20 protein-coding genes are annotated in these 19701 nt (G+C 38.6%); 1 reads left to right on the top strand and 19 read right to left on the bottom strand.

Going from position 1 to position 19701, the window contains the following annotated elements:
- Positions 1–22: 22 nt before the first annotated feature.
- From MHH88_RS02885 to MHH88_RS02805, 17 genes are all read right to left on the bottom strand, one after another.
- Entirely contained in the window at positions 23–565 is a 543-nt protein-coding gene (locus MHH88_RS02885) for a TIGR01440 family protein (RefSeq protein WP_024362895.1), read from the bottom strand.
- A gap of 126 nt (positions 566–691) precedes the next feature.
- Positions 692–1129: a ribose 5-phosphate isomerase B gene (gene rpiB / locus MHH88_RS02880; protein WP_024362894.1), complete on the bottom strand. Its 438-nt coding sequence runs from the start codon at positions 1127–1129 to the stop codon at positions 692–694.
- Between the two features lie 357 nt (positions 1130–1486).
- Positions 1487–2770 carry a HAMP domain-containing methyl-accepting chemotaxis protein gene (locus MHH88_RS02875; protein WP_339261477.1) on the bottom strand — a complete coding sequence of 428 codons (1284 nt, stop codon included), beginning with the start codon at positions 2768–2770 and terminating at the stop codon, positions 1487–1489.
- A gap of 8 nt (positions 2771–2778) precedes the next feature.
- Positions 2779–3219, bottom strand: coding sequence for a low molecular weight protein arginine phosphatase (locus MHH88_RS02870; protein WP_339261475.1), 441 nt, complete (start codon positions 3217–3219; stop codon positions 2779–2781).
- A gap of 18 nt (positions 3220–3237) precedes the next feature.
- The gene (locus MHH88_RS02865; RefSeq protein WP_339261473.1) at positions 3238–3735 is read right to left on the bottom strand and encodes a manganese efflux pump; all 498 of its coding nucleotides are present in this window, start codon (positions 3733–3735) and stop codon (positions 3238–3240) included.
- A gap of 229 nt (positions 3736–3964) precedes the next feature.
- Positions 3965–4999, bottom strand: a complete 1035-nt coding sequence (locus MHH88_RS02860; RefSeq protein WP_339261472.1) for an L-threonylcarbamoyladenylate synthase — start codon at positions 4997–4999, stop codon at positions 3965–3967.
- 100 nt (positions 5000–5099) lie between these two features.
- Positions 5100–5690, bottom strand: coding sequence for a stage II sporulation protein R (locus tag MHH88_RS02855; RefSeq protein ID WP_069512831.1), 591 nt, complete (start codon positions 5688–5690; stop codon positions 5100–5102).
- Positions 5691–5734: 44 nt separating this feature from the next.
- Positions 5735–6595 carry a peptide chain release factor N(5)-glutamine methyltransferase gene (prmC, locus tag MHH88_RS02850; protein WP_103977447.1) on the bottom strand — a complete coding sequence of 287 codons (861 nt, stop codon included), beginning with the start codon at positions 6593–6595 and terminating at the stop codon, positions 5735–5737.
- On the bottom strand, positions 6582–7658 hold the full coding sequence (gene prfA / locus MHH88_RS02845) for a peptide chain release factor 1 (RefSeq protein WP_024362887.1): 1077 nt from the start codon (positions 7656–7658) through the stop codon (positions 6582–6584). Before prfA ends, prmC begins: the two co-directional genes overlap by 14 nt.
- A 266-nt stretch (positions 7659–7924) precedes the next feature.
- A complete protein-coding gene (locus MHH88_RS02840; protein WP_024362886.1) occupies positions 7925–8497 on the bottom strand; it encodes a thymidine kinase in 573 nt (190 codons plus the stop codon).
- Between the two features lie 249 nt (positions 8498–8746).
- Complete coding sequence (gene rpmE, locus MHH88_RS02835; protein ID WP_004269457.1) at positions 8747–8950, bottom strand: 50S ribosomal protein L31; 204 nt, start codon at positions 8948–8950, stop codon at positions 8747–8749.
- Between the two features lie 465 nt (positions 8951–9415).
- On the bottom strand, positions 9416–10699 hold the full coding sequence (rho, locus tag MHH88_RS02830; RefSeq protein ID WP_024362885.1) for a transcription termination factor Rho: 1284 nt from the start codon (positions 10697–10699) through the stop codon (positions 9416–9418).
- Positions 10700–10846: 147 nt separating this feature from the next.
- The gene (gene glpX, locus MHH88_RS02825) at positions 10847–11803 is read right to left on the bottom strand and encodes a class II fructose-bisphosphatase (protein WP_024362884.1); all 957 of its coding nucleotides are present in this window, start codon (positions 11801–11803) and stop codon (positions 10847–10849) included.
- A 96-nt stretch (positions 11804–11899) separates the two neighbouring features.
- Positions 11900–13186 carry a UDP-N-acetylglucosamine 1-carboxyvinyltransferase gene (locus MHH88_RS02820; RefSeq protein WP_024362883.1) on the bottom strand — a complete coding sequence of 429 codons (1287 nt, stop codon included), beginning with the start codon at positions 13184–13186 and terminating at the stop codon, positions 11900–11902.
- Between the two features lie 60 nt (positions 13187–13246).
- Positions 13247–13897, bottom strand: a complete 651-nt coding sequence (gene fsa / locus MHH88_RS02815) for a fructose-6-phosphate aldolase (protein ID WP_024362882.1) — start codon at positions 13895–13897, stop codon at positions 13247–13249.
- A 151-nt stretch (positions 13898–14048) separates the two neighbouring features.
- Entirely contained in the window at positions 14049–14903 is an 855-nt protein-coding gene (locus MHH88_RS02810) for a class II fructose-bisphosphate aldolase (RefSeq protein ID WP_339261466.1), read from the bottom strand.
- A gap of 776 nt (positions 14904–15679) precedes the next feature.
- A complete protein-coding gene (locus tag MHH88_RS02805; RefSeq protein ID WP_024362880.1) occupies positions 15680–16039 on the bottom strand; it encodes a response regulator in 360 nt (119 codons plus the stop codon).
- A 156-nt stretch (positions 16040–16195) separates the two neighbouring features.
- On the opposite strand from MHH88_RS02805, the gene MHH88_RS02800 reads away from it, so the two are divergent.
- A complete protein-coding gene (locus tag MHH88_RS02800) occupies positions 16196–16723 on the top strand; it encodes a DUF2529 family protein (protein ID WP_069512835.1) in 528 nt (175 codons plus the stop codon).
- A gap of 73 nt (positions 16724–16796) precedes the next feature.
- Here MHH88_RS02800 and MHH88_RS02795 read toward each other — a convergent pair whose 3' ends face one another.
- Together MHH88_RS02795 and rpoE are read right to left on the bottom strand one after the other, a co-directional pair.
- A complete protein-coding gene (locus tag MHH88_RS02795; RefSeq protein ID WP_069512836.1) occupies positions 16797–18389 on the bottom strand; it encodes a CTP synthase in 1593 nt (530 codons plus the stop codon).
- A 717-nt stretch (positions 18390–19106) separates the two neighbouring features.
- Entirely contained in the window at positions 19107–19634 is a 528-nt protein-coding gene (gene rpoE / locus MHH88_RS02790) for a DNA-directed RNA polymerase subunit delta (RefSeq protein WP_176723217.1), read from the bottom strand.
- Positions 19635–19701 lie beyond the last annotated feature (67 nt).

The raw sequence follows: 19701 nt of genomic DNA, 5'->3' as shown, positions 1-19701 counted from the left end.
ACCTCTGACAACAGAAGTTGTGTTATTTATATACAGCACGTTCGCCACCAATTAGTTTTGGACGTGTTGTTGCTACTGTGACAATTGCTTCCCCTACTGTTCGCACGGATGTACGAACCGGAACAGCTACTTCCTTTAAATGCATACCAATTAACGTTTGTCCTATGTCAATACCTGCATGTGCACGTATCGCCTCTACAACAACTGGGTTTTCCAATTTTGTATACGCGTAAGCTGACATTGACCCACCTGCAGTACGAACAGGTATGACTGCTACTGGTTCATAGCCAAACTGTTCTGCAACTGAAGCTTCCATCGTGATTGCACGATTAATATGCTCACAGCCTTGGAACGCTAGATATAGCTGATGTTTTTTTGCAAATGCTTGCAACGGCTCAAAAATCGCTTGTGCTGTTTCCAGCGCACCCGCTGTGCCAATTTTCTGACCAATCACTTCAGACGTAGAGCAGCCTACGACAAAAATAGTCTTTGGTCGCAACACTACTTGCTCTTCGAAATCACTGAGTAACTGAGTCAATTGCGTTTGTATTTGTTGCACAACCATTAAGCTCAGCCCCTTTTATTGATGTCTTTTCCTTACGCTAAGCCGTACCATTGCATAGGGTAAAGTGACAGCACATGCTGCCACTGCCTATACACAATTGTGTTAACGGCTGAAAAAGCGCATTGTTTATTGTTCTAATTCAGCGATTTTTTCTACGCGGCGTGTATGACGACCGCCTTCAAAATCTGTTTCAAGCCATGTTTTGGCGATTTCACGTGCAAGGCCAGGACCAATTACGCGCTCACCCATTGCTAAAATATTTGAATCATTATGGCAACGAGTTGCCTTTGCACTAAATACATCGTGTACTAAAGCACAACGAATACCTTTTACTTTGTTCGCAGCGATGGACATGCCAATCCCTGTTCCACAAATTAAAATGCCTTTATCAAATTCCCCGCTAGCAACACCTTCAGAAACTGGCTTTGCATAATCAGGATAGTCTACTGAATCCGCAGATTGTGGACCAAAATCTTCGTAGCTAATATTTAGCTCATCTAACAGTTGCATAATCTCACGACGTAAATTATTGCCTCCGTGATCAGAAGAAATTGCTATTCTCACTGGGTTCCCTCATTTCGAAATATAGTCAACATTAGTTTACCACTTCTCTCCCTAGAATAACATGATTTTTGTTGCATTTTTATGCTGATTTCTCCTAAAAGACGAACGTTTCTTGTAAATAGATTAAAAAACGTTCATTTTTTAGTCTTTTTTTTGTGGATAATGTGAATATCCTGTTAATAAATTCGGATAATGGTCTTTTGTTATAATATTCCCTCTACTGAAGTTTTTCTGCTTTTTCTATTACAGTGGACATACTATTTCGATATTTTTTCCAAAGGCTCCCATTATCGTCCATGCCAGCTAAAAATAAAAAACTGTGGGCATGCTTTTTAAGCTTGTCCACAGTCTAACTTTCTATGCTTGTCTATCAAATTGTTGGATCATTTTATGAAGCGCTTCGGATTGCTTTTTTAAATCTTGTGCAAGTTGTTCAACCTGCTCGATTGCATAAGCTTGCTCTTCTGTTGCACTGCTAACTTCCTGTGCACCTGCTGATGTTTCTTGTGCAATCGCTGCTACTTCTTGTGATTGTCGAGCAGTTGTTTCGATATTGTGCATTTGTTTTTCTATTAATGACGAAATCTCGACAATTGCGTTTGCCATTTCATGCACACTAGAGGACATTCCTTCAACAGCTGTCGTTGTCTCTGATACGCGTGCTGCTTCTTTTGTTGCAAATGCTACCTGTTGATTCATTTGCTTCACGACAATCTCAACATTTTGTTGCATGGATTGGATTAGCGACGTAATGCCTTGTACTGCTTTTGCGCTTTCATCTGCTAAACCACGCACCTCTTCTGCTACAATTGCAAAGCCTTTCCCATGTTCTCCTGCACGAGCAGCTTCGATGGAAGCATTTAATGCTAGTAAATTAGTTTGCGCAGCAATATCGCCTACTAAACTAATAATACGTTCAACTTGTCCCGCATTGTCTTCTAATGTACGAATACTTTCTAACGCTTCGTTGTTACCGGCTGCGATTTGTTGAATGCTGTTGACTAACGTTTCAATCGCTTTTGTTGTATTAGTTAAATTATGTAAAATCTCTTTCGATTGCGTTGCAGACTGTTCAGCTCTCGTATTCACTTCAGTTGCTAATGCTCGCACATCTTCAATTGCTTCTGCGGTATCTTGTACTGCTGTAGCTGACGCTTCGGCTCCTTCCGAAATATGTCTCACCGTCACCGCAATACCGTCCGCTTTCTTTGTCGCAACAGCTGTTTCATCGGATAGCTTAATAATGGATTGATTTGTTTGTTGGAAGTTTTGATCGATGCTTTCTACCATATGTCGTAAATTTAACACCATTTGTTGGAATGCTATAGCCACTGAACGAATCTCATCATTTGTTTTCGGCATCACTACATCCTGTCCAATTTTACCTTCTGCAACACGTGTAGCAGAATATTCAAGCTGTTGTAATGGCTTGATTAAAATAACGCTGAAAATTGCAGCTAAAATACCTGACCAAGTAATCCCTAATAAATAAGTAATCACTTCAAATAGCTTACGATTGGTATCTGGGAAAACAGTAGGTTGTATAAATTCAATGAAGATAAAGCTTATACTATATGTGATTAGTGCAAGTATACTTACAAATAATACTAGTTTAAGTCGTAAGCCAAACTGTTTTTTCATAGTGCCCCTCAATTCTTCTCAAGTATTTTTACTAATCGTTCAACTAATTCCTGTAATTCTGCAAAAGTTTCCTCATAAATTGCTTTATTCCCACCGTAAGGATCTACCACATTTTCATAGCTTCCTTCACTCGTATATTCTTTCAATGTAAAAACTTTTTCTTCCGTATGTGGATAGTTAGCAATTATGGTATCTTTATGTGCTGTGGTCATCGTTAAAACGAGATCGGCCCACCCCACTTCTTCTACAGATAGTTGTGTAGCTAAATGTTGATGCGCTATATTCGCCTCATGTAAAACTTGCTGTGCATGTGCAGACATTTCTGCGTTCGGCATTGCATAAATTCCAGCTGAACGAACATTAACGTCGGCGAGTTGTTTCTGTTTTAAAATGGCCTCTGCCATCGGACTGCGACAAGTATTCCCAGTACATACAAATAATATATTCACACTTATCACCTTCCTTATTTATTTTTTAATTGCGAGTATACTCATAACGATAAAAATAATGCCTGCAATTATTTGAATTTTATTTCCAAAAAAAACCTGACTCCTGCGTGCTAAAACTAAAGACCCATACGAACAAATAAAAGCACTCAATCCGGCACTAATTATGAAAATTGTCTTTTCTAAGTTAAGCATACCAAAAGAAACACTCACTGAAAAGGTATCTAGGCTAGCAGTCACAGCTAATAAAACTGGTGAAATGGTTATTTTCTCATTTTTGTGAGAAGACAACAGTAAATGGAGGCCAATACTAAATAATAAAATACTTGAAATCCATTGCCCCCATTCTAACAAAAAACGCATTAAGTAGCTCCCTAATTCAAAGCCGAGCAGTGGAAAAAGCATATGTAACGTGGCTGTCCACACTGCTAAAAATAAGCGATATCTAACATTTGGAATTAATACAAATAACCCGATGACATCTACAGACGTTAAAATACCTGCAAGAATTCCCTGCAAGAATGCACTCCTTCGCTATCTAATATTTTATCATTTTATGCTCGAAAATACAGTATTATCAATAATGTCAATAGCAAAAAAAGCATCAAGAACAAACTTCCTTGATGCTTTCATATTACGGGGGAACTTGTGGATATCGCTGGTAAATTCTCTCGTATCGCTATGAAAATCTGGCGAAACGCCACCAAACCTTCACCAATTGCCAGTAAAGTCTCAATGCATTCCAATGTTAACGTGTATACCATTTACCACCCGCGGCTTTTTCTAGTCTGTTCATAATGGCGGCGCCTACACCTTCTGTGGAGGTTGCCGTTACTAATATAATGGTAGCGTCTGTTTTATCGCAAGCACGCAACGCATGGTATAAGGACGCACCCATTTCTTCTTTGCTACCTGTTTGACCGATTGAAAAATAAAAATCGGTTGGAATATGCTCAAAGCTTGCAGGTGCTAGAAGTGCTACTTTATGCTGCTGTGCTTGAAGTTGTTGTATTGCTTGTTGCACTTTTTGGTCATCACAGTCGATTAAGTAGACAGGTGCATTAGGCGCATAATGTGTATACTTCATACCTGGCGCTTTCGGTGTTTCTTCCATTGTCTGTTCTATTTTGGACGGTTGAATAACTGGACCGATTACGGACTCTAACATTTCCCTTGTAATGCCACCTGGACGTAATATAACGGGTGGTTCATGCGTAACATCAAGTACGGTTGATTCAAAGCCAATGCCTGTTGGACCACCATCTACAATATACGGTATGTACCCTTCTAAATCGTCTTTTACATGTATCGCCTCTGTTGGGCTTGGTTTCCCGCTTCGATTCGCACTTGGTGCAGCTAGCGGTTTTTGTATTTGCTGTAGTAATGCTAACGCAACGGGATGATCCGGCATACGAATGCCGACTGTTTTTAAGCCAGCTGTCACACTTTCTGCTAGCACATTTGGTTTTACTGGCATCACAAGTGTCAGAGGCCCTGGCCAAAATACATCCATACATTTTTTTGCAAGTTCAGAAATATGTTCTATATAAAGGTGAACTTCCTCTTTCGTTCCTATATGGACTATAAGCGGGTTATCGGATGGTCGACCTTTTGCCTTAAAAATCTTTTTGACTGCTTCATCATTTGTAGCCACTGCCCCTAAACCGTAAACCGTTTCTGTTGGAAATGCCACAACTTCTCCTGCATTTAAGATATCCACAGCTTGTGCATAAGTTATTTGACTATTCACATTACTGTCCACAATCTTGCAAACGGTTTCCATATGAAAAACCTTCTTTCAATCGTTGTTTTTTTCTGAATTATCCACATTTTGTTTATAACTTATCCATAATTGTGTATAAGTTATCTGAATTTGTGCACAATTACTCAAAAATCCCTTTAATCCATTCCCAAATAAAAAATGTCACTTGTTCTTTTTCTTCTTTCTTTTCTTCCTTTTTTTCCTCTTTTTCAGGTTCACAAATAGATGGAAAAATGCTACACCACCAGTTATCGCCACGCGCATCGCCAATTTTCACGACAATCGAATGATACATATTTTGCGGGTAAAACATTGCTTCCTGCCTTTTCGGTGGAAATAAGTTATCCCCAAGTACAACTTGTGTATGCAATTGTGGATAATTTTCTTTTAATTGTGCTTCAATATTCTTTTTTAATGTCGCAATGCTGTCATTATCCACATCTGTAGTAGCACCCACTTGTAATAAATAAGGCTTTAAATCTTTTACAAGTTGCTCTTTTTCTAGTTGATCATTCGTTGTATTGCTATTTGCGATAACTCTTATACGAAAATCATTTTCTTGTTGATGATTCATAGCTTCCTGTGCAGAACCTATTAACGATGGAATATATAAAATACATAGTTGTAAAGCTATTGCCATGATTACTAGTCTCGCAAAGGCTAGTAAAATATTTTGTTTTGGAAATCTAACAATCTTGTATTCGTTTAACATAAAAACCCCTCCTTGCTCAACATTGTGGTCAAGAAGGATGATCTTTATACATGAATTTCACAAAAAACCATACGAGGTTTTCCATTAATATCTTTTTCCACTGTAATACTAGCCTGTGGAAAACTTTCTTTAAAAAATTGCGCTACTTGCTCTCCCTGTGTATAACCAATTTCCAGTCCAATTAAAGCTGGTTTGTTCATTAGGACAGGAAGCTGTTGTGCTAGTTTTCGATACAACACAAGCCCGTCCTCTTCTGCAAAAAGAGCGCTATGTGGCTCATGCTCCAACACAATGCTAGACATATCCTTTGCTTCTTCAAAGGCGATATATGGAGGATTCGATAACACAATATCAAACTTTTCCCCAACTAAAGGTGCTGTTAAATCGCCTAGACGGAAATCAATATCCGCAGCTAATAATTGTGCATTTTTTTTGGCAGTAGCTAATGCCGCAACAGATAAATCAGTTGCTACGACTGTTAATTCTGGACATTCTAGCTTCATAGAAATGGCAATAGCTCCGCTACCTGTTCCGATATCTGCTAGCTTTAGCGTTTTGTTATCAAATAATTGACCAATTCGATTGGTTGTTGCCAGCACTAATTCTTCGGTTTCTGGTCTCGGAATAAGCACCGACTCATCTACTATAAATGTACGTCCATAAAATTCTTCGCTACCAATACAATACTGCACAGGTCTGCCGCTTGCATGCTCTTCAATCAATTTTTCAAACCGTTCACTTTGCTCAAAGGTTAAGGTGTCTTGCAAGTGTAACATCACACCCGAATACGTTGTGCCGAGTATATGCTGCATGACAATACGAGCAGCAGTTTCTTCGCGTCCATTATCCACTAAAAAAGAAGAAGCCCAATCAAGGGCCTCCATTACATTTTTATAGGTCATCATTAAGTCGCTCTAACTTTGATGCTTGCTCTTCTAAGATCAGCGCATCAATAATTTCGTCTAGTCTACCCTCAACGATTTGATCTAGCTTTTGAATTGTTAAGCCAATACGATGATCTGTGACACGGTTTTGTGGATAATTGTATGTGCGGATACGCTCTGAACGGTCTCCCGAACCTACTGCTGACTTACGTGTTGCATCAATTTCTTTTTGTGCTTCTTGTAAATACATATCTGCTACACGTGCACGAAGAATTTTCATCGCTTTTTCACGGTTTTTAATTTGTGAACGTTCATCCTGCATTGATACAACAACACCCGTTGGTAAATGGGTCATACGAACAGCTGACATCGTTGTATTTACCGATTGCCCACCTGCGCCTGAAGATGCAAATGTATCGACACGGATATCTTTTTCGTGAATTTCTACATCTACCTCTTCAACTTCCGGTAAGCAAGCCACTGTCGCTGTTGATGTATGAATACGTCCTTGTGATTCTGTTGCTGGTACACGTTGTACACGGTGTGCACCATTTTCAAATTTAAATTTAGAATATGCGCCTTGCCCATTAATCATAAAGATTACTTCTTTGTAGCCGCCCATTGGGTTTGGTGTTGCTTCCATAATGTCGATTTTCCAGCCTTGTGTTTCAGCATAGCGAGAATACATACGGAATAAGTCACCTGCGAAAATATTTGCCTCATCACCGCCGGCTGCACCACGAATCTCCATAATAACGTTTTTATTGTCATTCGGGTCTTTCGGAATTAATAAAACACGTAGTCGTTCTTCCAACTCTTCTTGCTGCTCTTTTAATGAGTTGAATTCTTCTTTTACCATCTCGTGCATATCCGGATCTTTTTCATTCTCTAACATTTCTCGTGTATCAACTAGTTGATCTTTGACACTTTTATATTCACGATAAGCATCCACTGTCTCTTGAATATCCGATTGTTCCTTAGAATATTCACGTAATTTTTTACTGTCGTTTACAATATCAGGATCACTTAAAAGCTCATTTAGCCTTTCATAACGATCCTCTACTGCTTGTAGTCTATCAAACATGGGCTTCACCTCTATTTAGTTCATTTATCTATATTCAAGTAGAAGTCCGCCTCTCTTTACAATGAATGAGACGAACACTATTTTCCTCTATTTGTTAATTATTCCGGCTACGGATTACTTTAGGCGTAATTATATGCACGGCATATTTCCCTTACTTAGTATAAGGAAAATTTCACGTGTATGCTACAATTATTCGGTGGATTGCTTAAAATCATGATAGCCCTTCGATAAAATTAACAATAGTACACTTCCATGTTAACACAACTTTAAAGCGGTGGATGTGCGTGACACTTTCGACAAACAGGATAGTAAGAATCGTTACCTCCGATTTTTATTTGGTCGCCTGTATACACAGGTTTACCATTATCATCGACACGTAAATTCATCGTTGCCTTTTTATGGCAGAACCAGCAAATCGTTTTCATTTCTTCAATTTTATCTGCATATGTAAGCATATACTGACTACCCTCAAATAATTCATTTTGGAAATCATTCTTTAGGCCAAAGCCCATGACTGGAATGTCTAGTTCATCCACAATATTCGCTAATTGTAGTACATGTGCCTTTTTTAAAAATTGCACTTCATCTACAAGCACGCAGTATGGCTTTACTTCATTATTTTTTACAAGTTCAAAAATATTCGTGTCCTCATAAATCGGAATAGCCTCTTGTCTTAAGCCTACTCGACTTGAAACAAATCCAACCTCATCACGTGTATCAAGACCTGACGTAAATATCATGACAGGCTTTTGCTGCTCTTCATAGTTATGGGCAACTTTTAAGATTTCTATTGATTTGCCACTATTCATCGCGCCATGTTTATAGTATAGCTGTGCCATTGTATTTTCTCCCTCCCTGTTGTCATTGGATTTTGAAAGGAATTATTTTAGCAATTAGCTTTAAGCCCGAACGATTATAGCTATGGGTCGGCTTAAAAATTTCAAAATCCGGTCTACTGTTGTTATATATTAAACGCGCGCAACGTTGCGAAAGAAACCCTATACGCCAAAACGCAATGATTGCTTGCACTATTTAAATACTGAAAAAAATACCTGCCAAGCACATGCTTGGCAGGTATTAAACTAACATTAGTTTTTAAGACCGTATTTTTTGTTGAAACGATCCACGCGACCATCAGCAGACGCGAATTTTTGACGGCCAGTATAGAATGGGTGACATTCGTTGCAGAACTCGACAACGATGTTTTCTTTTACTGAACCAGTTTTGAAAGTGTTACCACAAGAGCAAGTTACTGTTGCTTCTTTGTAGTCTGGATGAATTCCTTGTTTCATATTCGTTTTCTCCTCTCGCCCTGAACCATCTGGAACAGAGTAATTCGAACTGTACCTTACATAGCCCGAATATGTCGGCTACATATGTACACGTTGCATACTTTTGAAGTATAACATAGTTATTTTATTGTTTTCAAGCAAAAAATATTGAAAACTATTCACGAACTTCGCGAAATAGTTTGGCACTATTTAACGCCAAAATCCATCTGTACATGCACCCGCAATTAATCTTATCTTACTAGGGTGCAATAAAATAATGTGCTATGCTCTTTTAAAGGCTCTACTTCAAGTAGTATTCACTTCGTAGCCAAAAGCAATACGTTCTTTTCAAACACTCATTGATAATGATTATCAATTTAGCTATACTATTATTGAAGCCGTAAAAAAACACCAGTAACGACAATTCGTTACTGGTGTTTCCGAGTGTAGATAAATTGTTTGAGAATTGTTTGAGTGACTGGCACCTTAAAGTAGGCCTTTACCTTTAGTGGCTTTTTTCATATCTTCATTTAACTTTTCGAAAAATTCTTCGTTTGATTTTGTTGTGCGTAGCTTTTTCAAGAAACGCTCTGCGAAGTCTGGCGCATCTGAAAATGTTTTTCGGATTGCCCATAGTTTTTCAAGTTGTTCTGGCTCAAGAAGCAATTCTTCCTTACGTGTACCTGAACGACGAATATCAAGCGCTGGGAAAATACGACGCTCTGCTAATTGACGATCTAAGTGCAACTCTAAGTTACCCGTCCCTTTAAACTCTTCATAAATAACTTCGTCCATACGTGAACCTGTATCTACTAAAGCTGTAGCTAAAATTGTTAAGCTACCACCTTCTTCAATATTACGTGCAGAACCGAAGAATCGTTTTGGTCTATGGAAGGCCGCAGGATCGATACCACCTGACAGCGTACGACCACTTGGTGGAATAACTAAGTTATATGCACGAGCAAGACGTGTAATGGAGTCCATTAAAATAATTACGTCACGTTTATGCTCTACTAAGCGACGTGCTCGTTCTAACACGATTTCCGCTACCTTCACATGATTTTCCGGAACTTCATCGAAAGTAGAACTTACGACATCCGCATTTACAGAACGCTCAATATCCGTTACCTCCTCAGGACGTTCATCAATAAGTAATACGATTAACTCTGCCTCTGGATGGTTTGTTGTAATAGCGTTAGCAATTTCTTTTAATAATGATGTTTTACCAGCCTTTGGTGGCGCAACGATTAATCCACGTTGACCAAATCCTACTGGCGCTACTAAATCCATAATTCGAGTCGATAGATTGCGCTGTGTAGTTTCAAGCTTGATTTGGCGATCAGGATATAGCGGCGTCAATGCTGGGAAATGAACACGTTCTTTTGCTACTTCAGGATCTTCTCCATTTACAGCATCCACCTGCAGTAATCCATAGTAACGTTCATTTTCTTTAGGGGGACGCACTTTACCAGACACTTTATCCCCATTACGAAGATCAAAACGACGTATTTGAGAAGCAGAAATATAAATATCTTCTTTACTCGGTGAGTAATTGATTGGTCGAAGGAAGCCAAAGCCTTCTTGCGATACAATCTCAAGTACCCCCTCCATAAAGAAATAACCCTCTTGCTCTGAACGCGTTTTCAAAATAGCAAAAATTAATTCCTTTTTCGTTAGTTTGCTATAATACGAAATTTTGTATTGGCGTGCGAGGGCGTAAAGCTCTTTTAACGTCATGTTTTCTAATTGAGCGATTGTCAATGTAGACATATGCACAACTCCAGTCTTTTTCAAAATATAATGCATGTATTGGGGTAAACATAGAAGTTTTTAAAGTAAAACTATGGGATGGTTTAATGAAGAAGAAGGTACCTAGTGCAAATAGTTGCACTAGGTATATTTTAGAAGAAAATATTATTAATAGCTAGGTTTTTTATCAAGAGCGTGACGACCTTCTACAAAACGGACAGTACCTGACTTCGCTCGCATAACAACTGAATGTGTTAATGCATAAGCTCCTTTGTACTGCACACCTTTTAATAGCTCACAATCTGTAACAGCTGTTGCTGCAAAAATTGCATCGTCACCTTTTACTAAATCATCTAAGTAAAGAACTTTATCTACATCTACGCCCATTTGTTTACAGCGTTCTAACTGTTCTTCATCTTCTGGCACTAATTTAGCTTGGAAGTCTCCACCAAGGCATTTTAATGCAACAGCCGATATAACACCCTCAGGTGCACCGCCCATACCAAACATAATGTCGATGCCTGTTTCATCGAATGCAGTGTTAATCGCTGCTCCCACATCTCCATCTTGAATAAATTTAATACGAGCTCCCGCTTCACGAATCTCATCTACTATCGCTTGATGGCGTGGGCGATCTAATAGAGTAGCTACAACATCTGAAATATCTTTATTTTTTGCTTTTGCTACTTGTAATAAATTATAAGTAACAGAGGCGTTAATATCAACTTTTCCTGCCGCTTCTGGTCCTACAGCGATTTTCTCCATGTACATATCTGGTGCATTTAATAGATTACCCTTATCAGCAATTGCTAATACTGTCATAGCACCATTTGTACCTTTTGCCACTATATTTGTACCTTCTAAAGGATCGACTGCTATATCTACTTTGGGACCGCCATTACGAAGACCAAGCTCCTCACCAATATAAAGCATTGGTGCTTCGTCCATTTCGCCCTCCCCAATTACTACTGTAGCATGCATTGGAATCGTATCGAACATTGAGCGCATTGCTGTCGTTGCTGCATCATCTGCCTCAATTTTCAAACCGCGACCCATCCATTTCCCGGATGCGATTGCTGCTGCCTCTGTTACTCGTACTACTTCCATCGATAAACTGCGTTCCATTGTTGTTTTGCCTCCCGTTATCGGCATGTTTTATTTTACCGAAACATTCAAATTACCTTTATTGTAACATAATTGGCTCAAAACTTTTACCTTACATTACTCCTTTGCCTCTGCAACGCTAACCATAATTGTTTCACGTCGAATATCTGCGCCTAAGTCACGTAATTTTTCAATAAGTGAGCTATAGCCACGTTCAATATGATAGATATCATGAATTTCAGTTTCACCTTCAGCTAATAAGCCAGCTAAAACTAATGCTGCACCCGCGCGAAGGTCTGTCGCAGTGACACTTGAGCCATGTAATTTACTTGGACCAGTAATTATCGCTGTATTTCCTTCTACACGTGCGTTGGCATTCATACGACGCAGTTCATCAATATGCTTAAAACGAGCCGTATAAATGGTATCTGTTATCTTTGAAGAGCCAAGTGCTTGCGTCATTAACACCGAAAGTGGTTGCTGAATATCCGTAGGGAATCCAGGATAAACTATCGTTTTGACGTCAACCGCTTGCAATGTAGATAGGTCTGTTTTGGGAACAAAAATACTTTCCTCGTCTATGTCAATCTTGACGCCCATTTCACGAAGCTTTGCTGTAATTGCCTCTAAATGCAATGGAATGACATTATCTATCGTAATACCGTCGCCAACTGCTGCTGCCATTATCATAAATGTAGCGGCTTCAATACGGTCTGGAATAATTGTATGTTCCGTTCCATGCAGTTCCTCAACACCTTCAATGCGAATAACACTTGTACCCGCACCTTTAATATTGGCACCCATATTCGTAAGGAGTGTGGCTACGTCAATTATCTCAGGTTCTTTTGCGGCATTTTCAATAACCGTACGTCCCTTTGCACGTACCGCAGCAAGCATAATATTAATCGTTGCGCCAACACTTGCGACGTCTAAATAAATTTTAGCGCCGATTAATTCTTCAGCACGTAAATAAATCGCACCATGCTCGTTAGTAATTTTAGCGCCAAGGGCTTCAAACCCTTTAATGTGTTGATCAATTGGACGCGGCCCTAAGAAACAGCCACCAGGCAAACCAATGACAGCCTTTTTGAAGCGACCAAGCATGGCACCCATTAAATAATAAGAGGCGCGGAGTTTTTTAACATTACCATTTGGCAACGGCAGTGCAACCATATCGGATGGATCAATAATCATTTTGCCATCCTCAAATTGTACTTCTCCACCAATCTCTTCTAACAAGGCTTTTAAAGTCCAAGCATCTGAAATTTCAGGAATCCCTCCAATTGTCACTGGAGAGTTCGCCAAAATTGATGCTGGAATTAAGGCGACTGCACTATTTTTTGCACCACTAACTTTAATTGTACCCTTTAGACGATTTTCGCCTGTAATTTTATAAACATCCATTTCGCGTTCTCCCTCATGATTGGAAAGTAATTTTTGCATTTGACTCACTTTATAATCTTATTATTCACCTTTTCGCTTATTCCAATCCGCTAAAAATCCTTCAATTCCTTTTTCCGTTAATGGATGGTGGAAAAGTTGTTTTAACACTTTGAAAGGAGTTGTTGAAATATGTGCGCCAGCAAGAGCTGCTGCCGTTACATGTTGCGGGTGACGAATAGAAGCAGCAATAATTTGTGTTTCAATATTATGGATTGTGAAAATATCTGAAATGGTTTCGATAAGTTCAACACCGTTTTGACCAATATCATCTAAACGGCCGATAAATGGTGATACATATGTAGCACCTGCACGCGCAGCCATTAATGCTTGGTTGGCACTGAAAATTAGTGTTACGTTTGTTTTAATGCCTTTGTTTGCAAAGAAGCGACACGCTTCTAAACCAGCGGGTGTCATTGGTAATTTCACTGTAATATTCGGTGCAATAGCCGCTAATTCTAGACCTTCTTTAATCATACCTTCAGCATCTAATGCAATAACTTCTCCACTTACTGAGCCATCAACAAGCTCGGCAATTTCACGTAGACGATCATGAAAAGATACGTTCTCCTCTTTTGCCACTAATGATGGGTTTGTTGTCACGCCTGATAAAATGCCCCATGCGTGTGCTTCTTTAATTTCATCAAAGTTTGCTGTATCAATAAAAAATTTCATAATATTTCCTCCCTAACCCTATTTATTTATATTATTAATTTTTTTCAAAAAAGTTATAATTTCAAAAACAAGAGAAGGTCGATTGCTAGCATCAACACTTCTCTTATTATGTGTATTCATCTATGCTTTTGTACCATATATGAAGCAAAAATTATGCTTTTTGTGCACTACCAAATTCACGGATTTTACCGATAACTATTGTTTTAATTGCTTCACGCGCTGGTGCTAGGAATTTACGTGGATCGTAAACAACTTTATCGTTGTCAAGAATTTCACGAATCACTTTTGTCGCAGCGATTTGATTTTCAGTATTCACGTTAATTTTAGCCGTACCTAATGAAATGGAACGTTGAATATCTTTTGTTGGAATACCTGTACCACCATGTAATACTAAAGGAAGATCTGCTAATTTAGAGATTTCTTCCATTTCTTTGAAACCTAAGTTTGGTTCGCCTTTGTATGGACCATGAACAGAGCCAAGCGCTGGTGCTAAGCAATCAATATCTGTTAATTCAACCATTTTACGGCACTCTTCTGGATCAGCGTACATAATACCACCAATTACGCCATCCTCGTCTCCGCCAACTGTTCCAAGCTCAGCTTCTACAGAAACGCCTTTCGCATGTGCATATTCAACTACTTTTGAAGTAATTGCAATATTTTCTTCGAAAGGATGATGTGATGCATCAATCATAACAGAAGTAAATCCTGCATCAATCGCTTCTTTACATTTTTCAAAGCTTGAACCATGGTCAAGATGAATAGCTACTGGCACTGTCGTACCATAAGATTCCATTAAACCTTTTACCATGTGTACAACTGAAATAAATCCGCCCATATATTTACCTGCGCCCTCAGATACGCCAAGGATAACCGGTGATTTTTCTTCTTCTGCTGCTTGTAAAATTGCTTGCGTCCATTCAAGGTTGTTGATGTTGAATTGACCAACTGCATAACCTTCTGCCTTTGCTTTAATTAACATCTCTTTCATAGATACTAACGCCATACTAAAAATCCTCCTTTTAGGACTATTCTTTATACATAATTGTGCTATTCAATCATAGCAAAAATATAAGCCTCTGAAAAGAAATTTCAGGGGCTTATATTTTTGCCCCGATAGCGAAGTGCAACGTAGCGGCAGGGGCCTTTTTTCTATAAGCCCCTGAAAAGAAATTTCAGGGGCTTATATTTTTGCCCCGATAGCGAAGTGCAACGTAGCGGCAGGGGCCTTTTTTTCTATAAGCCCCTGAAAAGAAATTTCAGGGGCTTATATTTTTGCCCCGATAGCGGAGTGCAACGTAGCGGCAGGGGCACTTTTTTTCTATAAGCCCCTGAAAAGAAATTTCAGGGGCTACTATTTTTGCCCCGATAGCGAAGTGCAACGTAGCGGCAGGGGCACTTTTTTTCTATAAGAGGCTGGGACATAAGAGAAAAAGTGTTAGATTGACTGCCATCAATCTAACACTTTTTTGCTATGCCGTTGTTGTCCGCTACGGCGGTGCTTTCCGCTCAGCACTGTAAGCCGCAACCCTCGCTACGCGCGGAATGCCCGCGTCTTACGTTCTGTGCGTTCCCGTAGGAGTCACCGTCTTCGCTACCATCAACTTGTGCAGTCTGCAAAGTTTTTTCTATTGCAAAACAAAGTAAATCTAAATTATAAATTCCAAAGTTATGTCTGAGCATCGTATAATTTTGAATGAAAGTCTAGTGCAAAACGGTTAGGTAGCATTATTTTTACAACAAGTATAAAAAAACAGGCGGTGTTTGCCACTGCCTGTGTAACTATGTTTTTAACGTTTTATTTACTTCGTCACGTACTTCAAAAATATCAAACGGCTTCGTAAAATATCGTATTGCCCCTAATTCCAATGCCTCCTGAACAACATCTAATTCACCGTATGCTGTCATCATAAAGACAGGTAATTCGGGCCATTTCTCTTTTAAACGCTTTAAAATTTCTATGCCATCCATGCCAGGAATCTTCATGTCTAGCAATACACAGTCTATCGATTCTTCCTCTGCATAACGTAGTGCCTCAGCGCCATTCGCTGCTAAATATGTAACGTAACCTTCTTTTTTTAATACCTCATTTAATAGCAAACGAATTCCCTGCTGATCATCAACAATTAGTAATCGTTTCACATTGCATTCCGCCCTTTTTGAATTATTATTCTTGCACAAAAAGATCTATATATGTAATATTCTCCTTTTACAGCTTAATACCTTCTAGTATTATAAATTATCTACTCTTTTGCTTTATGCTTCACACATCCATATAATATTGATTGAGGTGGAATCATGTCAAAAATTCTAACAACACAGTTGAGCGGATTATTACAAAGAATAACACAAAATGAAGAAGAAGCTATTGAAGAAACAGCACGATTACTTGCACAAGCTGCGATAGGCGAAGGCAATGTCTATTTTGCTTGCTTTGGTGAAATGCAAGTTGTCGAATTAAATGCACTTCAAGGTGTTGAGCGTTTTTCTAAGCTCCTCCCTTGGAACGAAGATACAGTCGTTAGCGAAGCAGATCGCATTTGTATTTTTACACGTAGTGCACATGATCAAGAAGCATTAGCGTTAGCACAAAAATTGAATGCTCAATTTATACCGTTTGCAGCAGTAGCGAGTGAAATAGCCAATAACGAAAATCCATTAGCCGATTTAGCGTATACATATATCTCCACTCGTATGCGTGGTGGTTTAATGCCTAATGATTTAGGTGAGCGCATTGTTGTACCGCATGCAATTGCTGCACTGTTCATTTATGAAGCTGTAAAAATAATTTATGATGAAATGCTTGGCTTGGATGAGGAACTGTAATCGTTTTTTAATATGCAAACTAAACGCTAAAAACAAAAGGATGTCTCGTTATTATGAGACATCCTTTTTACTATTATTTAAATGTTGCACCGATGAAATCACGGAATAATGGTTGTGGACGGTTTGGACGTGACACGAACTCTGGGTGGAATTGGCATGCTACGAAGAAATTGTTTTCTGGCAGCTCAATAATTTCCACTAATTTTCCATCCGGGCTTGTTCCTGAGAATACAAGACCTTCTGCTTCCATTGCTTCACGGTATTCATTGTTAAATTCATAACGATGACGGTGACGTTCATAGACAAGCTCTTTTCCATAAGCATCACTTGCTTTTGAGCCTTCTTTTAACTTACATGGATATAAACCTAAACGTAATGTTCCACCAATATCTACGCTATCGTTTTGATCTGGTAGGAAATCGATAATAGGATATTGTGTTTCTGCATCAAGCTCTGTAGAATGTGCTCCTTTTAAGCCTAATACGTTACGAGCAAATTCAATTGTTGCTAATTGCATACCTAAGCAAATTCCTAAGAATGGTACATTATTCTCACGAGCATATTGCGTAGCTAAAATTTTACCCTCAACACCGCGATCACCAAAGCCACCAGGAACTAAAATAGCATCTGCATCTTTAAGTAACGTTACAACATTATCTGTATTTACATGCTCTGCATTAATCCAATCAATATCAATATCAGAGTTAAACGCATAACCAGCATGTTTTAACGCTTCTACTACTGAAATATAAGCATCTTGTAGCTCAACATATTTACCTACTAATGCCACTCTGCGTTTATTTGGTAGGCTCTTCACTTTTGCCACAAGGTCACGCCATTCTTCCATATCTGCCTCTGGTGCTTCAATACCGAAATGATCAAGTACGATATCATCGAAATCTTGTGCATGAAGATTTAATGGTACTTCATATAAATGTTCTGCATCACGAGATTCAATAATTTCGTGAGGTTGAACGTCACAGAATAGTGCTAGTTTTTCCTTCATTTCTTGTGGCACTTCTTGTTCTGTACGCACAACGATAATATTTGGTTGAATCCCTAAAGAACGTAATTCTTTAACAGAATGTTGTGTTGGTTTTGTTTTTAATTCACCAGCAGCTTTAATGTAAGGAATTAGTGTACAGTGCACATACATGACATTGTTATGGCCTAAATTTGTTTTCATTTGACGAATAGCTTCTAGGAATGGTAGTGATTCGATATCTCCTACAGTTCCCCCAACCTCTGTAATAACAACATCTGCGTTTGTTTCACGTCCAGCACGTTGGATACGATCTTTAATTTCATTTGTAATATGAGGAATTACTTGGACTGTTCCACCGTTGTAATCACCACGACGTTCTTTTTGTAAAACAGATTGATAAACGCGACCAGATGTCACAGTTGAATGTTTCCCTAGATTAATGTCGATGAAGCGCTCATAGTGACCTAAGTCTAAGTCAGCCTCAGCACCATCATCTGTTACAAATACCTCACCATGTTGATAAGGACTCATTGTACCTGGGTCAATATTGATATATGGGTCAAATTTTTGAATTGTGACTTCTAACCCACGGTTTTTTAATAAACGTCCTAGAGATGCTGCAACAATCCCTTTTCCAAGTGATGACACTACCCCACCTGTTACAAAAATATACTTTGTCATGAAAAATTCCTCCTTATGTTGTTCTAGATCTTGTTAGTAAAAAAAGTATATTGCGTCCATCCAATGTTACTTACGTTTACCGATTCGCCTAATTGCAGGAAGGTAATGTAAACGTTCAATACTGTTATGGACCTGAATAAGAAACATCTATGCTTTCCTATCCCTAAAATAAGAAAAGCCGAGAATGCCTACATAAGATGCAGTCAATTCGAAGCTGTAATCGTTTCTATCTCTTTTTTACTTTCCTTTTCTACATTGTCCTTCATCGTAAAGTGATTGATCATTTGATCACTTGTGAGCAATTCAATTATTCCTTCACTAGAAGCACTAACATATACTCAGTCATCGATTTACTATACAGAATGAATAGTTCGCAACATACAGCTTGCTATCCTTATCTATACGTATGGGAGTGCTTGACTGAATATTGATCAATTACACACGCGGCATATGCGTCCAGATTTATTTAAACCTGCTTAAAAAGCGGCTATTAAAACTGCACCATCTGCCAAAGCCTTTAACTTTATTCCGCTTCCTAAAAGCAAGTTAAAAACAAAAAAACGCCCCTCCTGCATAGGTTTGCAGGGGGAGCGTATTATATACACGGTCTTTCTCCTTTTTTTAAGGAGCCCAAGTAAAAGATTAAACGTAACCGTGATAGAAGTCAAGAATTTTTACTACACGTAAAAAAGTAAGAAAATTCAAAGCATGTTTATCTTACACTTCTTCCTCTTCTTCTTCTTCAAATTCTTCATCATCTTCAATGAAATCTTCATCAATTTCTTCATCAATATCTTCTATATCTTCTTCATCAAAATCGATATCTTCTTTTTCCTCGTCGATTTCTTCTTCAACAAACTCTTCATAGTCTTCATCGAAGTCAATATCATCTTCTTCTAAATCTTCTTCTAAATCCTCTTCATCATCAAGAGCGGCTTTAGATTTTTTCTTATGTGTTTTCACAGAAGGAGCTGTTTCTTCTTCGATTTGTTCAACTTTAAACCATTCACGTAAGCCCCAACCAGTTTCTTGATTGAATAAGAAACGTCCATCTACGTTCATATCAGTGTAGAATTGTAGTAGGCGTGATTTTATTTCTTCATCACTGTAGCCAACAAGCTCTTTAATAATTGTAAGCAGGTCATTAAATGACACTGAAGCACGTTTTTCTGTTAAAATTGCATAAGCTAAGTTAATTAACGATTCTTCCGCTAATTGTTCCTTTGTCATTTCACGAAAATTCAATTCGTGCACTTCCTTCCTCTCATCACAATGGACGTTTTAAAATTAAATAGTGCTTTATTTTCGGAGC

Source organism: Lysinibacillus sp. FSL K6-3209, assembly GCF_037976175.1.
Taxonomy (GTDB): Bacteria; Bacillota; Bacilli; order Bacillales_A; family Planococcaceae; genus Lysinibacillus; species Lysinibacillus sphaericus_D.
Note: the sequence above shows the minus strand (reverse complement) of the source record. Positions and strands in the feature narration are given on the sequence as shown.